The organism is Mycolicibacterium peregrinum (assembly GCF_001665625.1).
Lineage (GTDB): Bacteria > Actinomycetota > Actinomycetes > Mycobacteriales > Mycobacteriaceae > Mycobacterium > Mycobacterium peregrinum_B.
On sequence record NZ_LZSY01000121.1, the window covers coordinates 40,751 to 61,410 of the forward strand.

General features: G+C 67.4%; 22 protein-coding genes. 9 read left to right on the forward strand and 13 right to left on the reverse strand.

What is annotated here, in order from left to right; genetic code table 11:
* Positions 1 to 25 precede the first annotated feature (25 nt).
* Together A5779_RS20440 and A5779_RS20445 are read left to right on the forward strand one after the other, a co-directional pair.
* Complete coding sequence (locus A5779_RS20440; protein WP_061265758.1) at positions 26 to 778, forward strand: O-methyltransferase; 753 nt, start codon at positions 26 to 28, stop codon at positions 776 to 778.
* A gap of 154 nt (positions 779 to 932) precedes the next feature.
* Positions 933 to 1,514 (forward strand): NADPH-dependent FMN reductase, encoded by a 582-nt coding sequence (locus A5779_RS20445; RefSeq protein ID WP_064885069.1) that lies wholly within the window; start codon positions 933 to 935, stop codon positions 1,512 to 1,514.
* Between the two features lie 27 nt (positions 1,515 to 1,541).
* Here A5779_RS20445 and A5779_RS20450 read toward each other — a convergent pair whose 3' ends face one another.
* Positions 1,542 to 2,153, reverse strand: a complete 612-nt coding sequence (locus A5779_RS20450; protein ID WP_082941773.1) for a TetR/AcrR family transcriptional regulator — start codon at positions 2,151 to 2,153, stop codon at positions 1,542 to 1,544.
* Between the two features lie 101 nt (positions 2,154 to 2,254).
* On the opposite strand from A5779_RS20450, the gene A5779_RS20455 reads away from it, so the two are divergent.
* The 5 genes from A5779_RS20455 to A5779_RS20475 all read left to right on the forward strand — a co-directional run bounded on the left by A5779_RS20455 (position 2,255) and on the right by A5779_RS20475 (position 7,016).
* Positions 2,255 to 3,229, forward strand: coding sequence for an NADP-dependent oxidoreductase (locus A5779_RS20455; protein ID WP_064885072.1), 975 nt, complete (start codon positions 2,255 to 2,257; stop codon positions 3,227 to 3,229).
* A gap of 12 nt (positions 3,230 to 3,241) precedes the next feature.
* Entirely contained in the window at positions 3,242 to 4,366 is a 1,125-nt protein-coding gene (locus tag A5779_RS20460) for a Gfo/Idh/MocA family protein (RefSeq protein WP_082941774.1), read from the forward strand.
* Positions 4,348 to 5,334, forward strand: a complete 987-nt coding sequence (locus tag A5779_RS20465) for a zinc-dependent alcohol dehydrogenase family protein (protein WP_064885074.1) — start codon at positions 4,348 to 4,350, stop codon at positions 5,332 to 5,334. The genes A5779_RS20460 and A5779_RS20465 overlap by 19 nt, the downstream gene beginning before the upstream one ends.
* Before the next feature lie 72 nt (positions 5,335 to 5,406).
* Complete coding sequence (locus A5779_RS20470) at positions 5,407 to 6,063, forward strand: cysteine hydrolase family protein (RefSeq protein ID WP_061265764.1); 657 nt, start codon at positions 5,407 to 5,409, stop codon at positions 6,061 to 6,063.
* Between the two features lie 23 nt (positions 6,064 to 6,086).
* The gene (locus tag A5779_RS20475) at positions 6,087 to 7,016 is read left to right on the forward strand and encodes an SDR family NAD(P)-dependent oxidoreductase (protein ID WP_064885076.1); all 930 of its coding nucleotides are present in this window, start codon (positions 6,087 to 6,089) and stop codon (positions 7,014 to 7,016) included.
* A gap of 43 nt (positions 7,017 to 7,059) precedes the next feature.
* On the opposite strand, the gene xerD is transcribed toward A5779_RS20475, so the two are convergent.
* The 6 genes from xerD to A5779_RS20505 form a co-directional block, all read right to left on the reverse strand.
* Positions 7,060 to 8,016 (reverse strand): site-specific tyrosine recombinase XerD, encoded by a 957-nt coding sequence (gene xerD / locus A5779_RS20480; protein WP_064885078.1) that lies wholly within the window; start codon positions 8,014 to 8,016, stop codon positions 7,060 to 7,062.
* Positions 8,013 to 8,633, reverse strand: a complete 621-nt coding sequence (locus A5779_RS20485) for an NUDIX domain-containing protein (RefSeq protein ID WP_064885080.1) — start codon at positions 8,631 to 8,633, stop codon at positions 8,013 to 8,015. The genes xerD and A5779_RS20485 overlap by 4 nt, the downstream gene beginning before the upstream one ends.
* Positions 8,626 to 10,380, reverse strand: coding sequence for a CTP synthase (locus A5779_RS20490; protein ID WP_064885107.1), 1,755 nt, complete (start codon positions 10,378 to 10,380; stop codon positions 8,626 to 8,628). Before A5779_RS20490 ends, A5779_RS20485 begins: the two co-directional genes overlap by 8 nt.
* A gap of 141 nt (positions 10,381 to 10,521) precedes the next feature.
* Positions 10,522 to 11,463, reverse strand: coding sequence for a copper transporter (locus A5779_RS20495; RefSeq protein ID WP_064885082.1), 942 nt, complete (start codon positions 11,461 to 11,463; stop codon positions 10,522 to 10,524).
* A 14-nt stretch (positions 11,464 to 11,477) separates the two neighbouring features.
* The gene (steA, locus tag A5779_RS20500; protein ID WP_064885083.1) at positions 11,478 to 12,662 is read right to left on the reverse strand and encodes a putative cytokinetic ring protein SteA; all 1,185 of its coding nucleotides are present in this window, start codon (positions 12,660 to 12,662) and stop codon (positions 11,478 to 11,480) included.
* A 100-nt stretch (positions 12,663 to 12,762) separates the two neighbouring features.
* The gene (locus tag A5779_RS20505) at positions 12,763 to 13,284 is read right to left on the reverse strand and encodes a CGNR zinc finger domain-containing protein (RefSeq protein WP_064885085.1); all 522 of its coding nucleotides are present in this window, start codon (positions 13,282 to 13,284) and stop codon (positions 12,763 to 12,765) included.
* Positions 13,285 to 13,423: 139 nt separating this feature from the next.
* Between A5779_RS20505 and A5779_RS20510 the strand changes: the two genes are divergently transcribed.
* Together A5779_RS20510 and A5779_RS20515 are read left to right on the forward strand one after the other, a co-directional pair.
* Positions 13,424 to 13,885, forward strand: a complete 462-nt coding sequence (locus A5779_RS20510; protein WP_064885087.1) for a VOC family protein — start codon at positions 13,424 to 13,426, stop codon at positions 13,883 to 13,885.
* Positions 13,886 to 13,900: 15 nt separating this feature from the next.
* On the forward strand, positions 13,901 to 14,803 hold the full coding sequence (locus A5779_RS20515; protein WP_064885109.1) for a pyridoxamine 5'-phosphate oxidase family protein: 903 nt from the start codon (positions 13,901 to 13,903) through the stop codon (positions 14,801 to 14,803).
* On the opposite strand, the gene recN is transcribed toward A5779_RS20515, so the two are convergent.
* From recN to A5779_RS20545, 6 genes are read right to left on the reverse strand one after another with little or no spacing between them, the layout of a single operon-like run.
* The gene (gene recN, locus A5779_RS20520) at positions 14,800 to 16,563 is read right to left on the reverse strand and encodes a DNA repair protein RecN (RefSeq protein WP_064885089.1); all 1,764 of its coding nucleotides are present in this window, start codon (positions 16,561 to 16,563) and stop codon (positions 14,800 to 14,802) included. The two genes, A5779_RS20515 and recN, sit on opposite strands and share 4 nt — an antisense overlap.
* A gap of 6 nt (positions 16,564 to 16,569) precedes the next feature.
* Complete coding sequence (locus A5779_RS20525; RefSeq protein ID WP_064885091.1) at positions 16,570 to 17,493, reverse strand: NAD kinase; 924 nt, start codon at positions 17,491 to 17,493, stop codon at positions 16,570 to 16,572.
* The gene (locus tag A5779_RS20530; RefSeq protein WP_064885093.1) at positions 17,490 to 18,299 is read right to left on the reverse strand and encodes a TlyA family RNA methyltransferase; all 810 of its coding nucleotides are present in this window, start codon (positions 18,297 to 18,299) and stop codon (positions 17,490 to 17,492) included. The genes A5779_RS20525 and A5779_RS20530 overlap by 4 nt, the downstream gene beginning before the upstream one ends.
* A 6-nt stretch (positions 18,300 to 18,305) precedes the next feature.
* Complete coding sequence (locus A5779_RS20535; RefSeq protein WP_055114689.1) at positions 18,306 to 18,512, reverse strand: hypothetical protein; 207 nt, start codon at positions 18,510 to 18,512, stop codon at positions 18,306 to 18,308.
* A gap of 13 nt (positions 18,513 to 18,525) precedes the next feature.
* On the reverse strand, positions 18,526 to 19,557 hold the full coding sequence (locus A5779_RS20540) for an HAD-IIA family hydrolase (RefSeq protein ID WP_064885095.1): 1,032 nt from the start codon (positions 19,555 to 19,557) through the stop codon (positions 18,526 to 18,528).
* Between the two features lies 1 nt (position 19,558).
* A complete protein-coding gene (locus A5779_RS20545) occupies positions 19,559 to 20,413 on the reverse strand; it encodes a tetratricopeptide repeat protein (protein ID WP_082941775.1) in 855 nt (284 codons plus the stop codon).
* Positions 20,414 to 20,660 lie beyond the last annotated feature (247 nt).

Here is a 20,660-nt window from a genome sequence, read left to right on the forward strand (position 1 = left end):
CATCACCCGTCCTAGGCTGTGCGTCATGAGTCTCAAACAGCGACTGCCGCTGTTGCGGTGGTCGTTCATCCGGATGGGAATCGGCGCCAGGCACTTCTCGAAAACCGGACAGTGGGGCGACGGACGCGAGGCCGCGGCCGCGGATTATGTGGTGGCCAACGCCCGCGCCGGCGACCTCGATGACGTCATCGCCACCATCGACAAGTTCGCCTACGAGAAGTCGTTCCTGATCAACGTCGGCGACGAGAAGGGTGCGCTGCTCGACGCCGCAGTCGTGCGGGCCGACCCGCGTCTGGCACTCGAGCTGGGCACCTACTGCGGCTACGGGGCGATGCGGATCGCGCGCGCCGCGCCGGCCGCCCGGGTGTTCTCGGTGGAGTTCTCCCCCACCAACGCGGACATCGCGCGACGGATCTGGGCACATGCGGGGGTGGCCGACCGGATCACCTGTGTGGTCGGGACCATCGGCGACGGTGGCCGCACGCTGGACGCCCTCGCGGCCGCCGGGTTCGACGCGGGCGGACTGGATTTCGTGTTCCTCGATCACGACAAGAACGCCTACCTGACCGATCTGCAGAGCCTGCTGGAGCGTGGTTGGCTGCACCGGGGTTCGATCGTGGTGGCCGACAACGTGAAGCTGCCCGGCGCCCCGAAGTACCTGGCCTACATGCAGGAGCAGCAAGGTTCCCGCTGGGACACGAAACATCACAAGACGCACGCGGAGTACCAGACCCTGCTGCCCGATCTGGTGCTGGAGTCGGAGTACCTGGGCGGCTGACGTACCCGCGCCGTCGACGACGTCGACCCGTGCGGTCGCAGGCCCCCTGACACCGACCACGCCGGACCGATACACCGGTCTCCGGAATATCTGGGGAGGCATCCCCGTTTACCACGCTGTCACACCACGTCGCAGCGCAGAATTCGGAGACACCATGACCAAGATCGCCCTGATCATCACCAGCACCCGACAGGAACGTTTCGCCGATCGACCGGCGAGGTGGGTCACCGCGCGTCTGCGGCGCGCGGGACTGGACGTGGATGTGATCGACATGCGCGACCACGACCTGCCCAGCTTCGGCGGACAGTCGCCGATGTACACCCCTCGCCAGTACGCGACACCGGCGATCGCCCAATTCGGGCATCGGATCGACCAAGCCGACGCATACATCGTGCTCACCAGTGAGTACAACCACGGGTATACCGGCGTGTTCAAGAACGCAGTCGACCACCTGTTCGCGGAATGGGACCGCAAGCCGATCGCATTCGTTGCCTGGGGCAATGTCGGCGGAGCCCGCGCCGTAGAGCAACTGCGCTCCGTCGCAATTGAATTCGGCATGGCGCCCATTCGCCCCGCGGTGCACATCCTGCCCGACGTGATGGTGCCCGCGATGACGGCGCCCACCTACGATGCCGCACTCTTCACCGCACTCGAACCAAAGCTCGATGCGCTGGTGGAGGAATTGATCTGGTGGACCGCGACATTGGAGCGGGGGCGCAACCACGCGCAGGCGTGACGCCGGCAAGACGCGGTCCCGCTGCGCTCAATCGTGCAGGGCCCGGCGGACCTGCGGATCGGTCGGGGCGGGCGGCACCTCGACGAGGATCCCGGGGGAAAGAAGACCGGTCAGCCACAGCGCGACCAGACGGGCACTGGACCGCGGAGCGTCCTCGGCGGTCCGGTGGACCAAGCCGGCGTTGGCGATCGACAGCACCGCCAGGTCGGCCGGGGACGCGTCGGGGCGGACCCCGCCACTGCGCACCGCGCGTTCGAACAGCGCGGCGACGGCGCGGTAGTGGCGGGCGCGCAGTTCTTCGACGTGGACCGACAACGGCCTCAGCGATGCCAGCAGATCCGCCAGTCCTCGGTTGCTCGCCTGTAACGCACAGGTGGCGATGACGCAGTCCCGCAACGCGATCCCCGGATCGTCCGCCCGGGCGGCATCCTCGGCAAGGGCACAGTAGCGCTCGAGGTGTCCGGTATAGACCTCGGCGAGCAACGCCTCTCGAGTCGGAAAGTGCCGATACAACGTCGCGTTGCCGGTGCCGGCGCGCCGGGCGATCTCGTTCAGTGACACGTCCACGCCGTGTTCGGCGTACGCCGCCTCCGCGGCGGCCAGCACGGATGCACGATTTCGTTGGGCGTCAGCGCGCACGGCCGCCTCCTGATATGACCGACGGAATATCTGGGGATCACTCCCCGTTTGATCTTACGTCCGATTAAATGGGGAGCAATCCCCACATCTTAGGAGTCGTCGTGAAAGCAGTGGTGGTCACCGAGTACGGCGGCCCGGAAGTTCTTCAGCAGGTGGATGTCGACGAGCCCGACCCCGGCCGCGGCCAGCTCCGCATCCGGGTTCGCGCGGCCACGGTCAATCCCGCCGACGTGCTGCTGCGCGTCGGCGACATCGACGATGCGTTACGCGCGAGCACGTTGTCGCCGCCGTACCGCCCGGGAATGGAGGTCGCCGGGCTGGTCGACGAGATCGGCCCCGACACCGCGACCGACCTCGCCGTCGGCGATCGGGTCATGGCGATCATGATGCCGATCGACGACTCCGGGGGTGCTTACGCCGAGTACGTCGTCGTCGATGCGGACCAGGTCACCGCTGCACCGGCCGGCAGCAGTCACGCCGAGGCCGCCACGCTGCCGATGAACGGCCTCACCGCCCGCCGGGCGCTCGACGTGTTGAACCTGTCGCCTGGTCAGACACTTGCCGTCACCGGGGCGGCCGGCGCCGTCGGCGGTTACGTCGTTCAGCTGGCCAGGAACGACGGCCTCCGGGTGCTGGCCGACGCCGGGCCCTCCGACGAGCAACTCGTGTCCGATCTCGGCGCCGACGAGGTCGTTCCCCGCGGAAATGATGTGGGAGAACGAATCCGGCGACTGCACCCTGACGGTGTCGACGCGGTTGTCGACGCCGCATTGCAGGGCGACGAGGTACTGCCGGCGCTGCGCGACGGCGGTCAGATCGCCATCGTCCGTCGTCCCGGTGAGCGCGGCACCTCGGCGCTCCATCCCGAACGAGGCATCACGGTCCGCGACGTGTGGGTGCCCGACTACACCCACGCGACCGACAAGCTCGACAGCCTGCGAGTGCTGGCCGAACAAGGCAAGGTGACCCTGCGGGTGGCACAGACCTTTCCCGCAGCCGATGCCGCCGAAGCCCACCGGGCCCTCGAACAGGGCGGCGTCCGTGGCCGCCTCGTCCTCACCTTCGACGAGAACTAGGAGTACCCCCAGATGAAACCCATCGGAGTCGGCATCATCGGCGCCAGCCCGGGCAACGGATGGGCTGCGGCAACACATGTTCCGGCGTTGCGGGCCTTGCCGCAGTACGAGCTTCGCGCCGTCGCGACCAGCCGCCTCGAATCGGCTCGGAGCGCCGCTGCGGAATGGGATGTCGATGCCTCTCACGATCCGCGGCAGCTGATCGCCCACCCCGGTGTCGATCTCGTCGTCGTCGCCGTGAAAGTACCCGACCATCACGACCTCGTGGCACAGGCACTCGCCGCCGGGAAGATGGTCTTCAGCGAGTGGCCGCTCGGCGTCGATCTCGCACAGGCCGAGGACCTCTCGTCGAAGGCGGATGCCGCCGGCGTTGCGACCGTGATCGGCCTGCAGGCTCGGTTCGACCCCGTGATCGCGCATCTCCGGAAGCTGGTTCGGCAGGGCTACGTCGGCAGGGTGCTGGCGACGAATCTCGTTGGCTCAGGCCAGGCCTGGGGTCCGACGACCGATCCGGCGCACGTCTATGCCTACGACCGCCGCAACGGTGTCACACCACTGTCGGTATCGGGCGGTCATGCCCTCGACGCGCTGACCTTCGTTCTCGGCGACGTCGACTCGGTCACCGCAACTCTGGGTATGGGTCACCGGGAGATCACCGTGCTGGGCGGCGCGCCCATCCGATCCACCACGCCCGACCAGGTCGCGGTGACCGGCGCGCTGGACAACGGAGCTGTGGCCTCCCTCTTTTATCGAGGCGGTCTGTCTCGGGCGGGCGACCTCCGGTGGGAGATCAACGGAACCGACGGCGATCTGCTGGTCACCAGCCCTGCCCCCAATGGCAACGTGCAGGCGACGGAGCTCGTGCTCGCCGGCGGGCACGGGTCAGACGCCCACATCGAAACGATGATCGTGCCGGACGACGTGTCGGACACCGGACTGCATGGCCCCGCCCGCAATGTGGCGGCGCTCTACACCGCCTTCGCTCGCGATCTCGCCGAAGGCACCACCGGTGCCCCGTCATTCGGTGACGCGGTGCGGCTGCACCGGCTGATCGACCGAATCAACCGCGGCGCGTCCACCGCCGGGGCCAAGATGACAGCTGATTCCGAGGAGACCACATGCGCGCTGCAGTCCTGACCGCTTACGGCACACCGCTACAGATCCGCGAGGTCCCCCTTCCGATTCCCGGCCCCCGCGAAGTTCTGGTTCGCATCATGGCAAGCGGTGTGAACCCGCTCGACATCAAGATCCGCCGAGGCGAGGCCGCTCACGCAAAGATGACACCGCCGGCAATTCTCGGCATCGACATGGCCGGGGTGGTGGAGGCGGTTGGGGCACAGGTCGACCAATTCCGTGTCGGGGACGAAGTTTTCGGCATGACCGGCGGGGTCGGTGGCGTGGCCGGCTCGCTGGCCGAACTGGCTGCGGTCGACACCCGGCTGATCGCTCACAAACCCAAGGCGCTGTCCATGAACCAGGCCGCGGCCCTACCGTTGGGCTTCATCACCTCCTGGGAAGGTTTGGTCGATCGCGCCGGCGTTGCGGCCGGCCAGCAGGTGCTCATCCATGGTGGCGCGGGCGGGGTCGGGTTCCTCGCGGTGCAAATCGCCCTGTCCCGCGGCGCGCAGGTCTTCGCCACCGGAGGTGCATCGAGCCAGGAGGCGATCCGCAAGGTTGGTGCGACACCCATCGACTACACGACGCGCACCGTCGACGATTACGTCGATGAGTACACCGGCGGCGAGGGCTTCGACATCATCGTCGACAACGTCGGCGGAGACACCCTCGACGCCTCGTTCGCTGCAGTCAAGCGCTACACCGGCCACGTCGTCAGCGCCCTGGGATGGGGCACACACAGCTTGGCACCGCTGTCCTTTCGCGGGGCCACCTACTCGGGCGTATTCACCTTGATGCCGCTGCTGACCGGTCGCGGCCGGGAACACCACGGCCACATCGTGTCCCAAGCCGCCGCACTGGCCGACAGTGGCCGGCTGATCCCCCGGATGAACTCGACGACTTTCACCCTCGACAAGGTCAACGATGCCCACGCCGCCGTCGAGAACGGATCCGCCACAGGAAAAGTGGTCGTGCAGCCCAACGTGTAGCCGGCCGATGACAGAATCATCGACCAGACCAGGTCCCCCACCCGCACGTCGCCAAGAAGCGAGGCACCTCTGATGCATTGGAACCCGAGCGATACCGCCGTGGTGTTCATCGATCCGCAGAACGACGTCCTGAGCCCCACCGGGATCAACTGGGCGGCGACCGGCGCCAGCGTCACGGAGAACGACACCGTTGCGCACATGCTCGCGATCTTCAAGGCCGCGCAGGCCGCCTCGTTCGGGATGTTCATCTCGCCGCATTACTTCTATCCCACTGACCACCACTGGAAGTTCAACGGCGCACTGGAGGCCGACGAACTTCGCACCGGCACCTTCGACCGGCCGGGTCCGTTGAATCTGGACGGCTTCTCGGGCTCGGGAGCGGACTGGCTCGAGGAGTTCAAGCCGTACATCAACCACCCGGACACAGTGGTGGTCAGCCCGCACAAGGTATTCGGGTCACAAACCAACGACCTTGTTCTGCAATTGCGCAAACGGCGGATCAACAGAGTCCTACTCGGCGGGATGCTCGCGAACATGTGCGTGGAATCGCACCTGCGTGATCTCCTCGAGCAGGGCTTCGAAGTGTACGTCGTCCGCGATGCCATCGCAGGTCCGCGTCACCCCGAGTGGGGTGACGGGTATCAGGCCGCTCTGGTCAACTACGCCTTCCTCGCCCACGGGGTGGTCTGGACCGAAGACGTGGTATCCGCAATGCAGTCCGCGTCTTAATCGTTGTACGACAAGGTGATTCAGTGACACTCCTGTCAACCCCATTCGGGTTCACCTCCACCGCTGACGACATCCTCTCCGATGTCGACCTCCGTGGGCGACGCGCCGTGGTCACCGGTGCCGGTTCCGGCATCGGGCTGGAGACCGCACGCGCACTGGCCTCCGCAGGCGCGGCCGTCGTGTTGGGTGTTCGCCGGCTCGACGCCGGCCGCCGGGCAGCGGCCGAGATCACCGCTTCCACTGGAAACGACGCTGTCACACCGGCACTGCTCGATGTCGCCGACCTCGAGTGCGTGCGAGACTTCGCGGCCCGATTCAGCGGCGAGCCGGTGCACATGTTGGTCAACAACGCCGGCATCATGGCGCTACCCGAATTGGCGCGCACCAAGGAGGGCCGGGAAATGCAGTTCGCCACCAACTACCTCGGCCACTTCGCCCTCACCATCGGGCTCTACCCCGCACTCAAAGCCGCCGGTGGTGCCCGGGTGGTCTCGGTCAGTTCCAGCGGACACCTGTTGTCGCCGGTGGTGTTCGACGATCTCGATTACCGCTTCCGACCCTATGACCCGTGGACGGCGTACGGACAGTCCAAGACAGCCGACGTGCTCCTCACCGTGGCGTTGACCCAGCGCTGGCAGCACGAGTTGATCGTCGGCAATGCGCTCAATCCTGGCGCGATCGCCACCGGTCTTCAGAAACACACCGGCGGTTTGCAAACGCCGGTGGATCGCCGCAAGACCATCGAGCAGGGAGCTGCGACATCCGTGTTACTGGCGGCGTCACCGCTGCTGGACGGAATCGGAGGTCGCTACTTCGAGGACTGCAACGAATCACCGATCGTTACGCAGCGCCCGAACGATTTCAGCGGTGGTGTCGCCCCGTATGCTCTCGATCCTGACAATGCCACGCGACTCTGGGACATCGGCCTTGCGCTCACCGGACTCACCGCGTAACCCTGATCGGCAATTCCATCGGAGGGCGGCGAACGGTTCACCGCTAGCGTGCCCGCGGGTGCGCTCCCGCCCAGACCTCGCGCAGCGTATGCACCGTCACCATCGTGTAGATCTGCGTGGTGGTCACCGAGGCGTGGCCCAGCAGTTCCTGGACCACGCGTACGTCGGCGCCGCCGTCGAGCAGGTGCGTCGCGAACGAGTGCCGCAGGGTGTGCGGTGAGACCGCCGACGCGATGCCGGCGCGCGCCGCGGCATCCTGCAACACCTGCCAGGCACTCTGACGGGACAGCCGGCCTCCTCGTGCGTTGAGGAAGATTCCGGGGGTGCCCCGGCCCCGACGGGCCAGGTCCGGACGCCCCCGCACCAGGTACGCGTCGAGCGCGGTGACAGCCGGGCGTCCGATCGGCACGAGCCGCTGCTTACCGCCCTTGCCGCGCAACAGCACCGAACGCGCGTGCGTGTCGATGTCGTCGATGTCGAGTCCGACGGCCTCGGAGATCCGGGCGCCGGTGGAGTACAGCAGTTCCAGCAGTGCCCGGTTTCGCAGTGTCAGCGGCCCGTCGGCCTCGCTCTCGCCGCCGGCGGCCTCGAGCAGCGCGAGTACCTCGTCGAGGCCGAGGCTCTTGGGCAGCCGACGACTCGGCGTGGGCGGTTTGACCCCGCGGGCGACATCGAGTGCGGTGATGCCTTCGGCCGTGGCGAACCGGTGCAGTCCGCGAACCGCGACCACTGCCCGCGCAGCCGAAACCGCCGACAGCGCGGTCACTCCCGATTCCGGATCTCCCCGACGCAGCGCGATCAGGAAGTCGCTGACGTCGGCCTCGGCCACGTCCGCAAGATCCGCGATTCCCCGCTGGGTCAGGTGTTCGGCATAGCGACGCAGGTCGCGCCGGTAGGAGCTCAAGGTGTTGGCCGCCACGCCCCGCTCGATCGTCAGGTGATCGAGGTAGCCCTGCAGCTGGTCGTCGAGGGCCGATCGGAGGGGCGACGGTGTGGTCATAACAGACCTTTGCGCCGCCTGAACGCTGTCGGCCGGTCGGTCCACACCGCGTCGACCAGCCGTAACGCCTCCGCGTCGGGCATCGCGTGTGCGGCCAGGATGCCTGCCACCGCGATGCCGTTCACGATGTCGCCGGAGAACACCCGCCGCACGGCTTCTGCCAGAGGCACCCGCTCCACCACCATGTCGGCTTCCTCGTGTTCGGCCTCGGGACGCGCGACGTCGGTCAATCCGGTGGCCAGATAGATCCGCACACTCTCGTCGGAGAACCCCGGCGTCGAATCGAGATCCACCAGCACCCGCCAGTGCGCGGCGGCCAGCCCGACCTCTTCTTCGAGTTCGCGCGCGGCGGTCACCTCGGGAGGCTCCCCACCGAGGTCGAGGAGGCCGGCGGGTAGTTCCCAGAGCCGGCGTCCCAGCGGGTGACGGTACTGGTACACCAGTACCACGTTGCCGTCCTCGTCCATGGCCACGACCGCGACCGCACCGTAGTGCTCGACGACCTCACGCCGGGCCGACCCGCCGCCGGGCATGCTGACCTCGTCCGCGCGCAGCGCGAAAATGTTTCCGACGTAGACGGTTTCGCTGGCCAGCGTCTCGAAGTCGTGTTCAGCCAAGAGAAGCGGCTTCGTCCACCGGACTCGCGCCGTCCTCGACGTCCTCGGCGAAATGTTCGGGAAGGTCCATCCCGGGCAACCGCTCCGCCGCCTTGTAATCCAGCGCCGCGCCGATGAATGCCGCGAACAGCGGGTGTGGCCGCGTCGGCCGGCTCTTGAGCTCGGGGTGGGCCTGCGTCCCGACCAGGAACGGATGGATCTTCGAGTCGTATTCCACGAACTCCACCAGGTGCCCGTCGGGCGAGGTGCCGCTGAACCGCAGCCCGCTCTCGGAGATGCGGTCCCGGTAGGCGTTGTTGACCTCGTAGCGGTGCCGATGCCGTTCTGATACCTCAGTGGCCTGATAAGCCTGCGCCACAATTGATCCCGCTTCCAAAACGGCGGGATAGGCACCGAGCCGCATGGTGCCGCCCAGGTCTGCCTCGCCGGCGACGGCGTCCTCCTGATCGGCCATCGTAGAGATCACCGGGTCCGCCGTCTTCGGATCGAACTCGGCGGAGTTGGCACCGGTGATACCGACCGACCGCGCCGCCTCGATCACGATGCACTGCAGCCCCAGACACAGTCCCAGCACCGGCAGGCCCCGCTTGCGGGCGAACCCGATGGCCCCGAGCTTGCCCTCGATGCCGCGGATGCCGAAACCGCCCGGGATGAGCACCCCGTCGACATCGGACAGCGCGGACGCCGCGCCGAGGTCGGTCTCGCAGTCATCGGAGGCCACCCACCGGATCTCCACCTTGGCGCGGTGTTTGAAGCCGCCGGCGCGCAGCGCCTCGGCCACCGACAAGTAGGCATCGGACAGGTCGATGTACTTGCCCACCAAGGCGATCCGAACCGTCTCCTGCGGCTCGTGCACCCGCCGCAGCAGGTCGTCCCACTCCGACCAGTCCACATCGCGGAACGGCAGGTTGAGCCGGCGCACCACGTACGCGTCGAGTTCCTCGCGGTGCAGCACCTTGGGAATGTCGTAGATGGACGGCGCGTCCGGAGTGGAGATCACCCCGTCGATGTCGACGTCGCACATGAGCGCGATCTTGTTCTTGAGCGGTTCGGGGACGTCACGGTCACACCGCAGGATCAGGGCATCGGGGGTGATACCGATGCTGCGCAACGCGGCCACGGAGTGCTGCGTCGGCTTGGTCTTGAGCTCGCCGGACGGGGCGAGATAGGGCACCAGCGACACGTGGAGGAAGAAGCAGTTGTCCCGGCCGACCTCATGGCGCACCTGGCGGGCGGCCTCCAGGAACGGCAACGACTCGATATCGCCCACCGTGCCGCCGATTTCGGTGATCACCACGTCGGGGCGCTGTCCGGACGAATCGGGTTCGGCCATGGCCAGGATCCGGCTCTTGATCTCGTCGGTGATGTGGGGAATCACCTGGACGGTGTCGCCCAGGTACTCGCCGCGCCGTTCCTTGGCGATCACCGTGGAGTACACCTGACCGGTGGTCACGTTGGCCGACTGGGAAAGGTTGCGATCCAGGAACCGCTCGTAATGGCCGACGTCGAGGTCGGTCTCGGCGCCGTCCTCGGTGACGAACACCTCACCGTGTTGGAACGGGTTCATGGTGCCCGGATCGACATTCAGATAGGGGTCGAGCTTCTGCATGGTGACCTGCAACCCTCGCGCGGTCAGCAGCTGACCGAGGCTCGATGCGGTCAACCCCTTACCGAGCGATGACGCCACACCACCGGTGACGAAGAGGTGTTTGGTGGCGGTGTGCGGGTGCTTGCGTAAGGCGGGCAAAAGCATCCTCCGTGACGACTGGCAGGGAATCGAGAAACTGCTGTGGCCTGCCGACCCACGGAATCTCACCTTAACACCGACGCCGACAAGCCGTCGCTGACGCGCCGGATGCGCCTCGGCAAATCGGCGCCCGGGGCGCGCCTACTGCGGGACGGTCACCGACGTCGCGCCCTGCCCGGTGCCGTACCGGCCCGGCTTCCCCCCACCCGCGAGGTCGCTCAATGCGAGGACGGCCGTGATCTGACCGGCGCTGGAATCGGCGTCGTCCACGGTGCTGACGGTGGCAGCCAGGCCGGCGTCGGACCTGGTCACAGCCACCGGACCGGTTCCAGATGCCGATCCTGAGCGGCCGGCGAGCACCGTTCCGGTGCCGTGCGGGGCCAACCCGGCAGCGAAGCGTGCCATGGTTGCGCCGCGGTTGCCGCCGTCTTCCCCCAACCCGCCTCCGGTCACGATCAGCGCGGTATTGGCCGCGCCGATGTGTGGATCGTCATAGGTCAGGAACCCGGTGTCGCGCAGCGCAGTGAGCACGGTCTGGCGCTGCATGTCATCGACGGGCGCCGCGGCCGGGTTCCGGTCGATCAGCAGTGTGATGCCCAACAGGTCGCCCGCCTGGGACCCCTGGTCCACCGCCGCGGTGCTCAACTGTTTGCCGGCCGGCACAATCGGTGAATTGACCACCGACAGCAGTTTGTCGGCCGAGTTCGCTTCGACGAACTCGCTCGTGAGTGAGATTTTCCCGGTGACCGTGCCGCCGGCGTCGCGGACGAACCGCGACACCGCGTCGACATCACCGTCGGCGGCGTCCGGCGTCCGGAACACCACCACCGACTTGTCCTTCAACGCGTCACGCACGATTCGGGGTGCCATCTGCGCATCGAATTCTCCTGCGGCATTGAGCTTTTCGTTCAGCGCATTCTTGCCGTCATTGAGAGCCTCGATCTGGTGCTGCAGGTCCTTCTTGTCGTCACGAAGGCCCGACAGCACCGTGTTGGACAGCAGCCCCGAACCCAGGGCCACGCCGATTGCCAACGCCAGGAAAACTGCCGCCAGCGAAATGGCGTGTGCGCGTAGCGTGATCACAACTCACCGCCCCGCTAGCTGACCAGGCCCTGCACCCAGAGGGTGAAGCGGTTCCAGTAGTCGACGACCCAGTCGAGCACGGCCCCGTCGGCGCGCGACACCCACAGAGCGACCACCACGGCCACCAGCATCGCCATCACCAGAAGCGCGATCGCCCCGCCGGACACCCGGCTGCGGTAGAGGGTCGCCACCGCCTTGGCGTCGACGAGCTTCTCCCCGACCTTCAGCCGGGTTAGGAACGTCGACGGGTTGCTGCGCTGGCGCGAGCGGTCGAAGAACTCCTCGATCGATGCGGTGTGACCGGCGGTGACGATGAGCGACGCACCGTGGTGGTCGCACAGCAGCAGCGCGAGGTCGGCCGCCGATCCGGCGGCGGGGAAGGTCATCGCGCCGACGCCGAGGTCCTGGATGCGTTCCAGCCCGGCGGCGTGGCCGTCGGCGTCGGCGGGCAGCACCACCTGGGCGCCGCAGCGCAGCACCTCGACACTCATCTTGTCCGGGTCGCCGACGATCAGCGCCGGGCGGTAGCCGGCCTTGCGCAGCACGTCCGCTCCGGCCCCGACACCGACCAGCACCGGCTGGTACTCCTTGATGAAGGGCTTGAGCGCCCTGAGGTCTTCGGCCGCGTCGGGCTCCTCGGCGACGATCACCACGTGGCGGCGGTGCAGATCGACGTCTATGTTCGGGATCCCGATGCCGTCGATGAGCAGCGGGCTCTCACTGCGGATGAACTCGATGGTGTTGCCCGCGAAGGCTTCCAGATGCGCCACGAGACCACTCTTGGCGTCGTGCATGAGCTCGTGGATCTCTTGATCGTTGCGCTCGGTGCCCACCGCGATCCGTCGGTCACCCGAGTAGACGCCGCCGTTGTTAAGGCGGATCCGCGCCCCGTCCTTGATCTTCTTGAAGACGTCCGACCCCGCCTCGTCGATCAGCACCACACCGTTGGCGACGAGCACCTCCGGCCCGAGGTTGGGGTAACGCCCCGAGATGGACGGCGAGGCGTTGACGACACCGGCGATCTGGGCCTCGACAAGCGCATCGGCGGTGATCCGGTCCAGATCCTGTGCGTCGAGGACGACGATGTCGCCAGGGCCGACGCGGCGCAGCAGCCGATCGATGTCGCGGTCCACACGGGCAGTGCCGGTCACTCCCGGACGCGTACTGGCATTGCGGGTGAGCAGCGTGGACATCTTCATGCGCCGATTCTGTCGGGCTTCGCCGGTCAGGGGGCGGAGGCGCGCCGTAACACCAGCCCCACAAGTTGGCTTTTGTCACATCAGTAACAGCACTCCGGTCTCAATCCCGCTTCGCTGCATAGTGCCGCGCCGCCTTCGCGCGGTTCCCGCACGTGGCCATCGAGTGCCATCGTCGTGCGCCGTTCTTAGAGCTGTCGTGGAACCAGAGAATGCAGTGCGGGTGTGCACACTGCTTGATCCGGTCGGGCGCCTCACCCAGCAACCGCAGCAGGTCCGCCGCGGCCAGCCAGCCGGCCAGCCACTCCGGTTGCAGCACCTCGGCCGTCTCGGCGGGGCCCGACGCCGTGAGCGTGCGGCGGATCCGGCCCCGTTCCAGCACGTCATTGATCTCGTCGACGGAACCCGCCTGCACTGCCCGCAGGATCGCCTCCCGGGCCGCAATCAACGCGACCCGCGACTTCTCGTCAGCCTCGCAACGGTCGTCCAGCCTATTGGCCAGCAACCAGGTGCGGAGCCCGTCGACGTCCGCGAGGAGGTCCTGCGGCCCATCCGCTGACATCCATCGGGTGTTCAGCAGATCCAGCGCAAGGGGTTCGCCGACATGCGGGCGCGGATCACGCATACCTGAGGGTAACCACGCGCCCACGACAGCAGGAGCCACCCGCCGAACTAACCATCGAAATAAAATTAGATGGTTGACGGCGGGACTTCTCCAGTCCTAACCTACGTAAGTCTTTTCACTAGTTACCCAGGAGGACTGCATGCCCGGAACCACCTCGCCACAGCTCGCCGCCGGACACGTCGGCATCAACGTCACCGACCTGGACCGCTCCGTCGCGTTCTACCGAAACGCGTTGGGTTTCGAACCGCTCGCCGTCAACAGCGAGGGCGAGCACCGGTACGCCTTCCTCGGCACGGGCGGAACACTGCGGCTGACCCTATGGCAGCAGAGCAACGGTCGGTTCTCCACGGAAACACCAGGCCTGCACCATCTTTCGTTCGAGGCAGCCAACATCGACGAAGTGCGGACCGTCGAGGCGGCGCTGAAGGCGCTGGGCACCGAGTTCGCGCACGACGGCGTCGTCGCGCACGGCGAGGGAACGTCTTCCGGCGGCATCTTCTTCACCGACCCCGACGGAACCCGGCTCGAGGTGTACGCACCCAACGGGGCGCAGAGCGCTCCCGCACCCAGTGGTGCGGCGCCCACCTGCGGATTCTTCTGAGCCGAGGCGGTGAACATGTATCACTCGGGTGAGTTGGCGGTGCAACGCCGGATGGGACAGGAGGCGATCGCCACCCGCGCCGGCCGCATGATCCGCACCGAAGTTCCTGCGACCGCCGCTGCGTTCCTCGCCGAACAGCCGATGATCGTGATCGCCGCGGCCGACGACGGTGGCCGGGTGTGGACCAGCTTGATCGCTGGTCCACCCGGCTTCGTCCACTCCGACGATCCGCGCACGGTCCTGGTCGAAGCACTGCCCGCGCCGGGCGATCCGATCCGCGATGTGCTGCGCGGCGGACGGCAGATCGGGATGATCGCCATCGAACCGCAGACTCGGCGGCGGATGCGAGTCAACGGCTCCGCCGAGCCCACCGGCACGGGACTGCGGATCCACGCCGATCAGGTGTATTCGAACTGCCCGAAGTACATTTCGCGCCGGGGCGTCGTCGAGGTGCGGTCCTCGACGAGACTGCCCGACGTGCACCGTGGGCGGGCACTGACCTCCTCACAGCAAGCGGTCATCACCCACGCCGACGCCTTCTTCATCGGGTCGGCGGATGCCGCGGGCAATGCCGACGCGTCACACCGCGGCGGCAATCCCGGATTCCTACAGGTGCTCTCGCCCCACCGTCTACGCTGGCCGGACTACCGCGGGAACTCGATGTTCATGACACTGGGCAACATCGACGCGAACCCACGGTGCGGCATGCTGGTGGTCGACTGGTCGTCCGGAACGACGATCCAGCTCACCGGGGTCGCGGAAATCAACTGGGATGAAGCCGATCCCGATGCCGGCGCACAGTGCGCGGTCGACTTCACGATCGACGAGGTGGTGGAGCTGACACACGTCAGTCCCCTGCGGTGGAGCTCGGCTGAGCTGTCGCCGGCCAATCCTGGCCCGATCGTCGATCAGGACTAGGGTGCGCTGCGCTCCTGCTGCGCAGCCTCGAGCAGTTCCCTGGCATGGGCCCGCCCGCTGTCGGACTCCCCCAGTCCGGCCAGCATCCGGGCCAATTCGGCGACCCGGTCATCGTCGTCGATGCGGCGCACACCGCTGGACTTGGCCCGACCGTTACCACTGTCAACCAGGAGGTGTGCATCGGCGAAAGCCGCGACCTGAGGCAGGTGGGTCACCACGATGACCTGGTGGGTACGCGCCAGCCGGGCCAGCCGGCGGCCGATCTGCACTGCGGCACGGCCACCGACCCCGGCGTCGACCTCGTCGAACACCATCGTGGTGCCCGCCGTCGACGCCGAAAGGACGACCTCGAGGGCCAGCATCACGCGGGACAGCTCACCGCCGGAGGCACTCTTGGCCAGCGGCAGCACATCTGCGCCACGGTGTGCGGTGAACCCGAACTCGACCGCGTCCACGCCGTCGTGGCCGGCATGCAGCATCTCGCCGTCGGGCATGGTCAACGGCGCAGAGTCGTCGGCCCGGGCCGGCATCGGAGCCACCCCGATGGTGAACACTGCGTTGGCCATGGCCAGCCCGGCCAGTTCCGCGGTCACCGCCTTGGCCAGCCCCTTGGCCGCCTTGGAACGGGCTTTGGTGAGTTCGCCTGCCGCCGCGACCAGTTGACCCTCGAGCTCGGCAACCTTGCTGTCCAGCGCAGCCAGACTCTCCTCGGACACATCGAGCTGCGCCAACCGCTCGGCGGCGTCGCGTGACCACTCCAGGACCCCGTCGACATCGGCAGCGTACTTACGGGTGAGCGTGCGCAGCTCTGCCTGCCGCGCCAGTTTGGTCTCCAAAGTGCTGGCATCACTGGGCAATTCGGACAGATAGTCACCGAGCTCGCCGGAGACGTCGCCGATCACTGCCATCGCCTCCGCCAAGCGGACGGCCAGTGCCTGCAACGCCGAGTCATCGGTGGACTCCAGCGCCGCCTGCGCGCGGCCCACCCCGTCGGCGGCCGAGGTCGACTCCGGCGTGGGCTCGTCGAGCTCACCGGCTAACGCGAAGCGGGCGGAGTGCGCGGCTTCTCGCAGCGCATCGAGTTCCGACAATCGCCGGATGTCGGCGATGATCGCCTCGTCCTCGCCGGGTTGGGGTGCGACCGCGTCGATCTCGTGGATACCGAAGCTGAGCCGGTCGGCTTCCTGGGCCAGTTCCCGGGCCCGCCGCCGACGGTCGGTGAGGTCACGACGCGCCGCCAGCCACTCGTCGCGGATACGTCGATAGCGGGTCAGAGGCTTGTCCACCTCCGCGAACCGGTCGAGTGCCGCCCGTTGCTCATCGGGCCGCATCAACCGCAACTGGTCGTTCTGACCGTGCAACGTCAGCACCTGAGCGGTGAAGCTGCTCAAAGATTTCGCCGGCACACTGCGCCCACCCAGATACGCCCGGGATGGCCCGGCCCGGCTGACCGACCGGGCCGCGATCACGCTGCCGTCGTCATCACGCTCAGCGCCCGAGGAGTCCAGGATCTCCTCGACCCGACCGGAGACATCCTCGCCGAGTTCGATTGTGCTGAAACGGCCTTCCACCACCGCGCGGTCAGATCCCGAACGCACCCTGGTCGCGTCAGCCCGTGCCCCACCGAGCAGGTGCAGGCTCGTCACCACCATTGTCTTGCCGGTACCGGTCTCCCCGGTCAGCACGGTCAACCCGCGGTCGAACTCCGCGGTGGCGGCGCTGATCGCGCCCAACGACTCGATACGAATCTCCGACAGCACAGGTATCTACTGCCCCCGCCATCCAGTGACCGGCAACCGGAACTTGCGCACCAGGCGATCGGTGAACGGCGCCGAGTCCAGCCGCACCCACTTCAGCGGAGTGCCGCAGCGCGTCACCTCCAAGCGGCCACCGGCAGGCACGATCATTTCGCGGCGACCGTCACAGAACACCAGCGCATCGTTGCCGCTCGCCTCGATCTCGATCGCGATGCTGGCCAACGGACTCGTCACCATCGGACGGGCGAACAGTGCGTGAGCATTGTTGGGTACCACCAGAATCGCCTCCAGGTCCGGCCACAGCACCGGGCCGCCTGCTGAGAATGCGTAAGCGGTGGATCCTGTCGGGGTCGCCACCAGCACTCCGTCGCAGCCGAAGGACGAAACCGGGCGACCGTCCACCTCCAACACCACTCCGAGCACCCCGAGCCGGGGCCCCTTCTCCAGGCTGGCCTCGTTCAGCGCCCACCCGCGGTTCACCACATCGGTGCCCACCCGCACCGCGATATCGAGCGTCATGCGTTCCTCGATGCGGTAATCGCGCTCGATCACGCGCTCGAGCACGTGGTCGATGGCCTCCGCTTCAGCTTCGGCCAGGAACCCGATCCGGCCGAGATTGACTCCCAGCACCGGGATCTCGACATTGCGCGCGAGCTCGGCTGCGCGCAGGAACGTACCGTCGCCGCCGAGGACCAACACCAGCTCGCAACCTTCGGCTGCGCGTTCCTCGGCGTCGACCACCTCGATGTCGACCCCGAGCGCACGCATGTCATCGGGCGCGAGGTGCAGTGGTCCGCGGTCCACGGCCTCCGCCGAGAGCACCTTCAAACCAATGCCGTTGTCGCCGAGCACCTTTTCCACCCGGCGGGCGACTTCGGTCGCCTCGTCGCGGCCGGTGTGCACCACCAGCAGGATCGTGCGTTCAGACGTCATTGCGGTCCCTCCTCGACCGCCTGCCGAACTGCATGTTCGAGCGCCTCACCGGCCAGCGGACGCTCGGTTTGGGCACGCAGGTGCAGGAAATACTCGACATTGCCCGATGGCCCCGGGAGCGGGCTAGCCGTCACATCGACAGCATGCCACTGCAACGCCGCCGCCCTGCGGGCGACCGTGCACACGGCATCGATGCGCAGCTCTGGATCGGATACCACACCGCCGGCGCCCACCCGATCCTTACCGACCTCGAACTGCGGTTTCACCATCGGAACGATATCGGCGTCGGCGTCCGCGCAGGCCGTCAGCGCCGGGAGGACAGTGGCCAGCGAGATGAACGACAAGTCGGCGACGACCAGCTGAACCGGCCCGCCGATCGCCTCGGGAGTCAACTCCCGCACATTCGTGCGCTCCAGCACGTGCACCCGCTCATCGGACCGCAGCGGCCAGGCCAATTGTCCGTAGCCCACATCGGCGGCCACCACCTCGGCGGCACCGCGGTCGAGCAGGACCTCGGTAAAGCCCCCGGTCGAAGCCCCGGCATCGAGGCAACGCCGGCCGTCGACGGCGACGTCGAACGCGTCGAGCGCACCGATCAGCTTGTGTGCGCCGCGCGAGACCCAGCTCCGTTCCGCAGTGGCGATCACGGTGATGTTGGTGTCCGGGGCGACCGCAGTGGCCGGTTTGGCCGCAGGCATACCGTCGATCCGGACGCGCCCAGCCTCGATCATCTCGGCCGCCTGCTGGCGGGACCGGGCCAGACCCCGCCGCACCAGCTCGGCATCAACGCGAGCGCGCCGCGCCACCGACGCTCACCTTCCGGTCGCCTGCGGTCCGCCCGGTTGCCCCCTGTCGACGGATTCGAGGGCCTGCACGAGCAGATCGTGAGCCTCCTCGAGCCGGGCCGCCACCACATCGATGTCCATGGCCTCGAGTGCGGACGGATCCACCGCGGGATCCGGCACGCCGGCCAGCACCGCAGCGACCTGGGCACGCAGTTCGTCGGGATCGGTACTCATAGCGATACTCACGCTAGTCGATGGCGCGCTGATCGACCGGCACCGACAGCAACGACCAACGTTGCAGCGCCTGGCGCGCTGTGTCGTCGCCGGCGACCACTGTGACCGCAGCCGGGTCCAGATCCGAGCCCCACACTGCGTGAGCCGTGGCCCGCACCACCGACAGGTCGTCGGCAGGTTCCTGATCGGCGGCGTGCACCGTGACCGTGTCGGTGTCGACGTCGATCCGCCAGGCCGCGTCAGGCCCGATGCGCAGTGCGTCGGCGGCGGCGTGCAGGCCCCGCAGATCGGCGGCCAGGTAGCCCGGGCGCTCCGCGGGCACGGCATGGACCGCCTCACGCGCAGTGCTGACGCCGGTGAGCACCATGAGACTCGGCAACCCGGCCGCGACGGCACCGGCGATATCAGTGTCGAGCCGATCCCCCACCACCAGCGGCGCCGCGAACGTCCCACGACTCAAGGCGTCGTTCATCAGGGTCGGTTGGGGCTTCCCGGCCACCAGCGGATCCTGACCGGTCGCCACGCGCAGTGCCGCCACCATCGAGCCGTTGCCCGGCAACAGCCCTCGTTCGGACGGCAACGTCAGGTCCACGTTCGCCGCCACCCACAACGCGCCGGCCCGAATAGCCAATGCCGCCTCTGCCAGATCCGGCCATGCGGTAGTAGGCGAGTGCCCCTGCACCACAGCGACCGGGCCCTCGTCGAGCGTCTGAACCGGCCGCAGGCCGACCTTGCTGACCTGAGCGACAAGGGCATCGGTACCGACGACGAGAACCGTCGAGCCCGCCGGCAGACGGGCAGCCAGCAGGTGCGCCGCGCTTTCAGCACTGGTGACCACATCATCGGAGTCAGCGGCGAAGCCGAGTTCCCGCAGATGCGCGGCGACCTGTTCAGGCGCTCGTGACGCATTGTTGGTGACATACAGCAGCCGCGCATCCAGACCGGCCAAACTCTCCAGCGCACCCTCAGTGGGCGAATGGCCGCGAAACACTGTGCCATCGAGGTCGAGCAGCAGGCAATCATGTTGCCGTGCAAGCGTGGTCACGTCAGGACAGCTCCGTGATCCGGTCTTCCGCGTCGGTGATTCCTTCGATGTCGGCCTGCTCGGCATGGACGAACCACTGAAGTGCCTCGTCGTTGCGACCGAGCGACAGCAGGGTGTCGGCGTATACGTAAAACAGTCGGGCCGCAGTCGGTCCCACATTGGTCGGATCCAGCGGCGGAGAAGACAGAATTGCCAAAGCCTGCTCGAACTGCCCGAGGTCGGACCGGGCGCCGGCCGTCACGATACGCAGTTCGTCGGCATCCTCGCCGGTGAGTGCGGCGGCCTCGTCACTGCGAGCGAGTTCCAGTGCCCGCTCGGGCCGTCCGACACCGCGCTCGCAATCCGCGATCATCGCCAGCAGGGCAGATTTACTGCCCATCCGCCGGGCCGCACGCAACTCGGCGAGCGCCTGGGCCCAGTCTCCGCTGTGATATGCCGCGATACCGACCGCCTCACGCACCACCGCGATCCGGCCGGCCCGGTTACGGGCGGCACGGGCGTGAGCCAACGCCGTCTCGGGATCCTCGTCGAGTAGCTTGCCGGCCATCACGAGGTGGCGGGCGACGAAATCCGCGGTCGTCTTGTCCAGGGTGACCAGTTCCCGACGGACATCGGGCGCGAGTTCTTTGGCCTCGACGTCGGCGGGCAGTCGCGGTCCGTCGGTCCTGGGTTCACCATCAGCGGTCGGCTGCGCCGCCCGCGCCCGACCCGGTCCGGAAGTCCGGGGCGCGCCGGTGCGCTGATCCCGCCCCCGCTGGTCGTAGTGCCGCCGAGGACCCGAATTGTTGCTCGATGTGCGGTCGTTGGATGCACGCCGCGGGCGCCGCTCTGCGTCGCCTTGTCTGTCTCCGACCACGTGTGCCTTTCTACCCGCCCTTCCCGCAAAGGATACTGGCAGCAGCCACGGCCGACATAATTATGTGAGCGCCGACGCAGCGAGTAATCGCTCGAATATCGACTGAATTCGATATCGAGAATTGGTGATTAAAAGCGAATCGCCCCCCACGTTTCACGTGGGGGGCGATTCTTAATTTGTGTTCGGCGGTGTCCTACTTTTCCACCCGAGAGGGTAGTATCATCGGCGCTGGCAGGCTTAGCTTCCG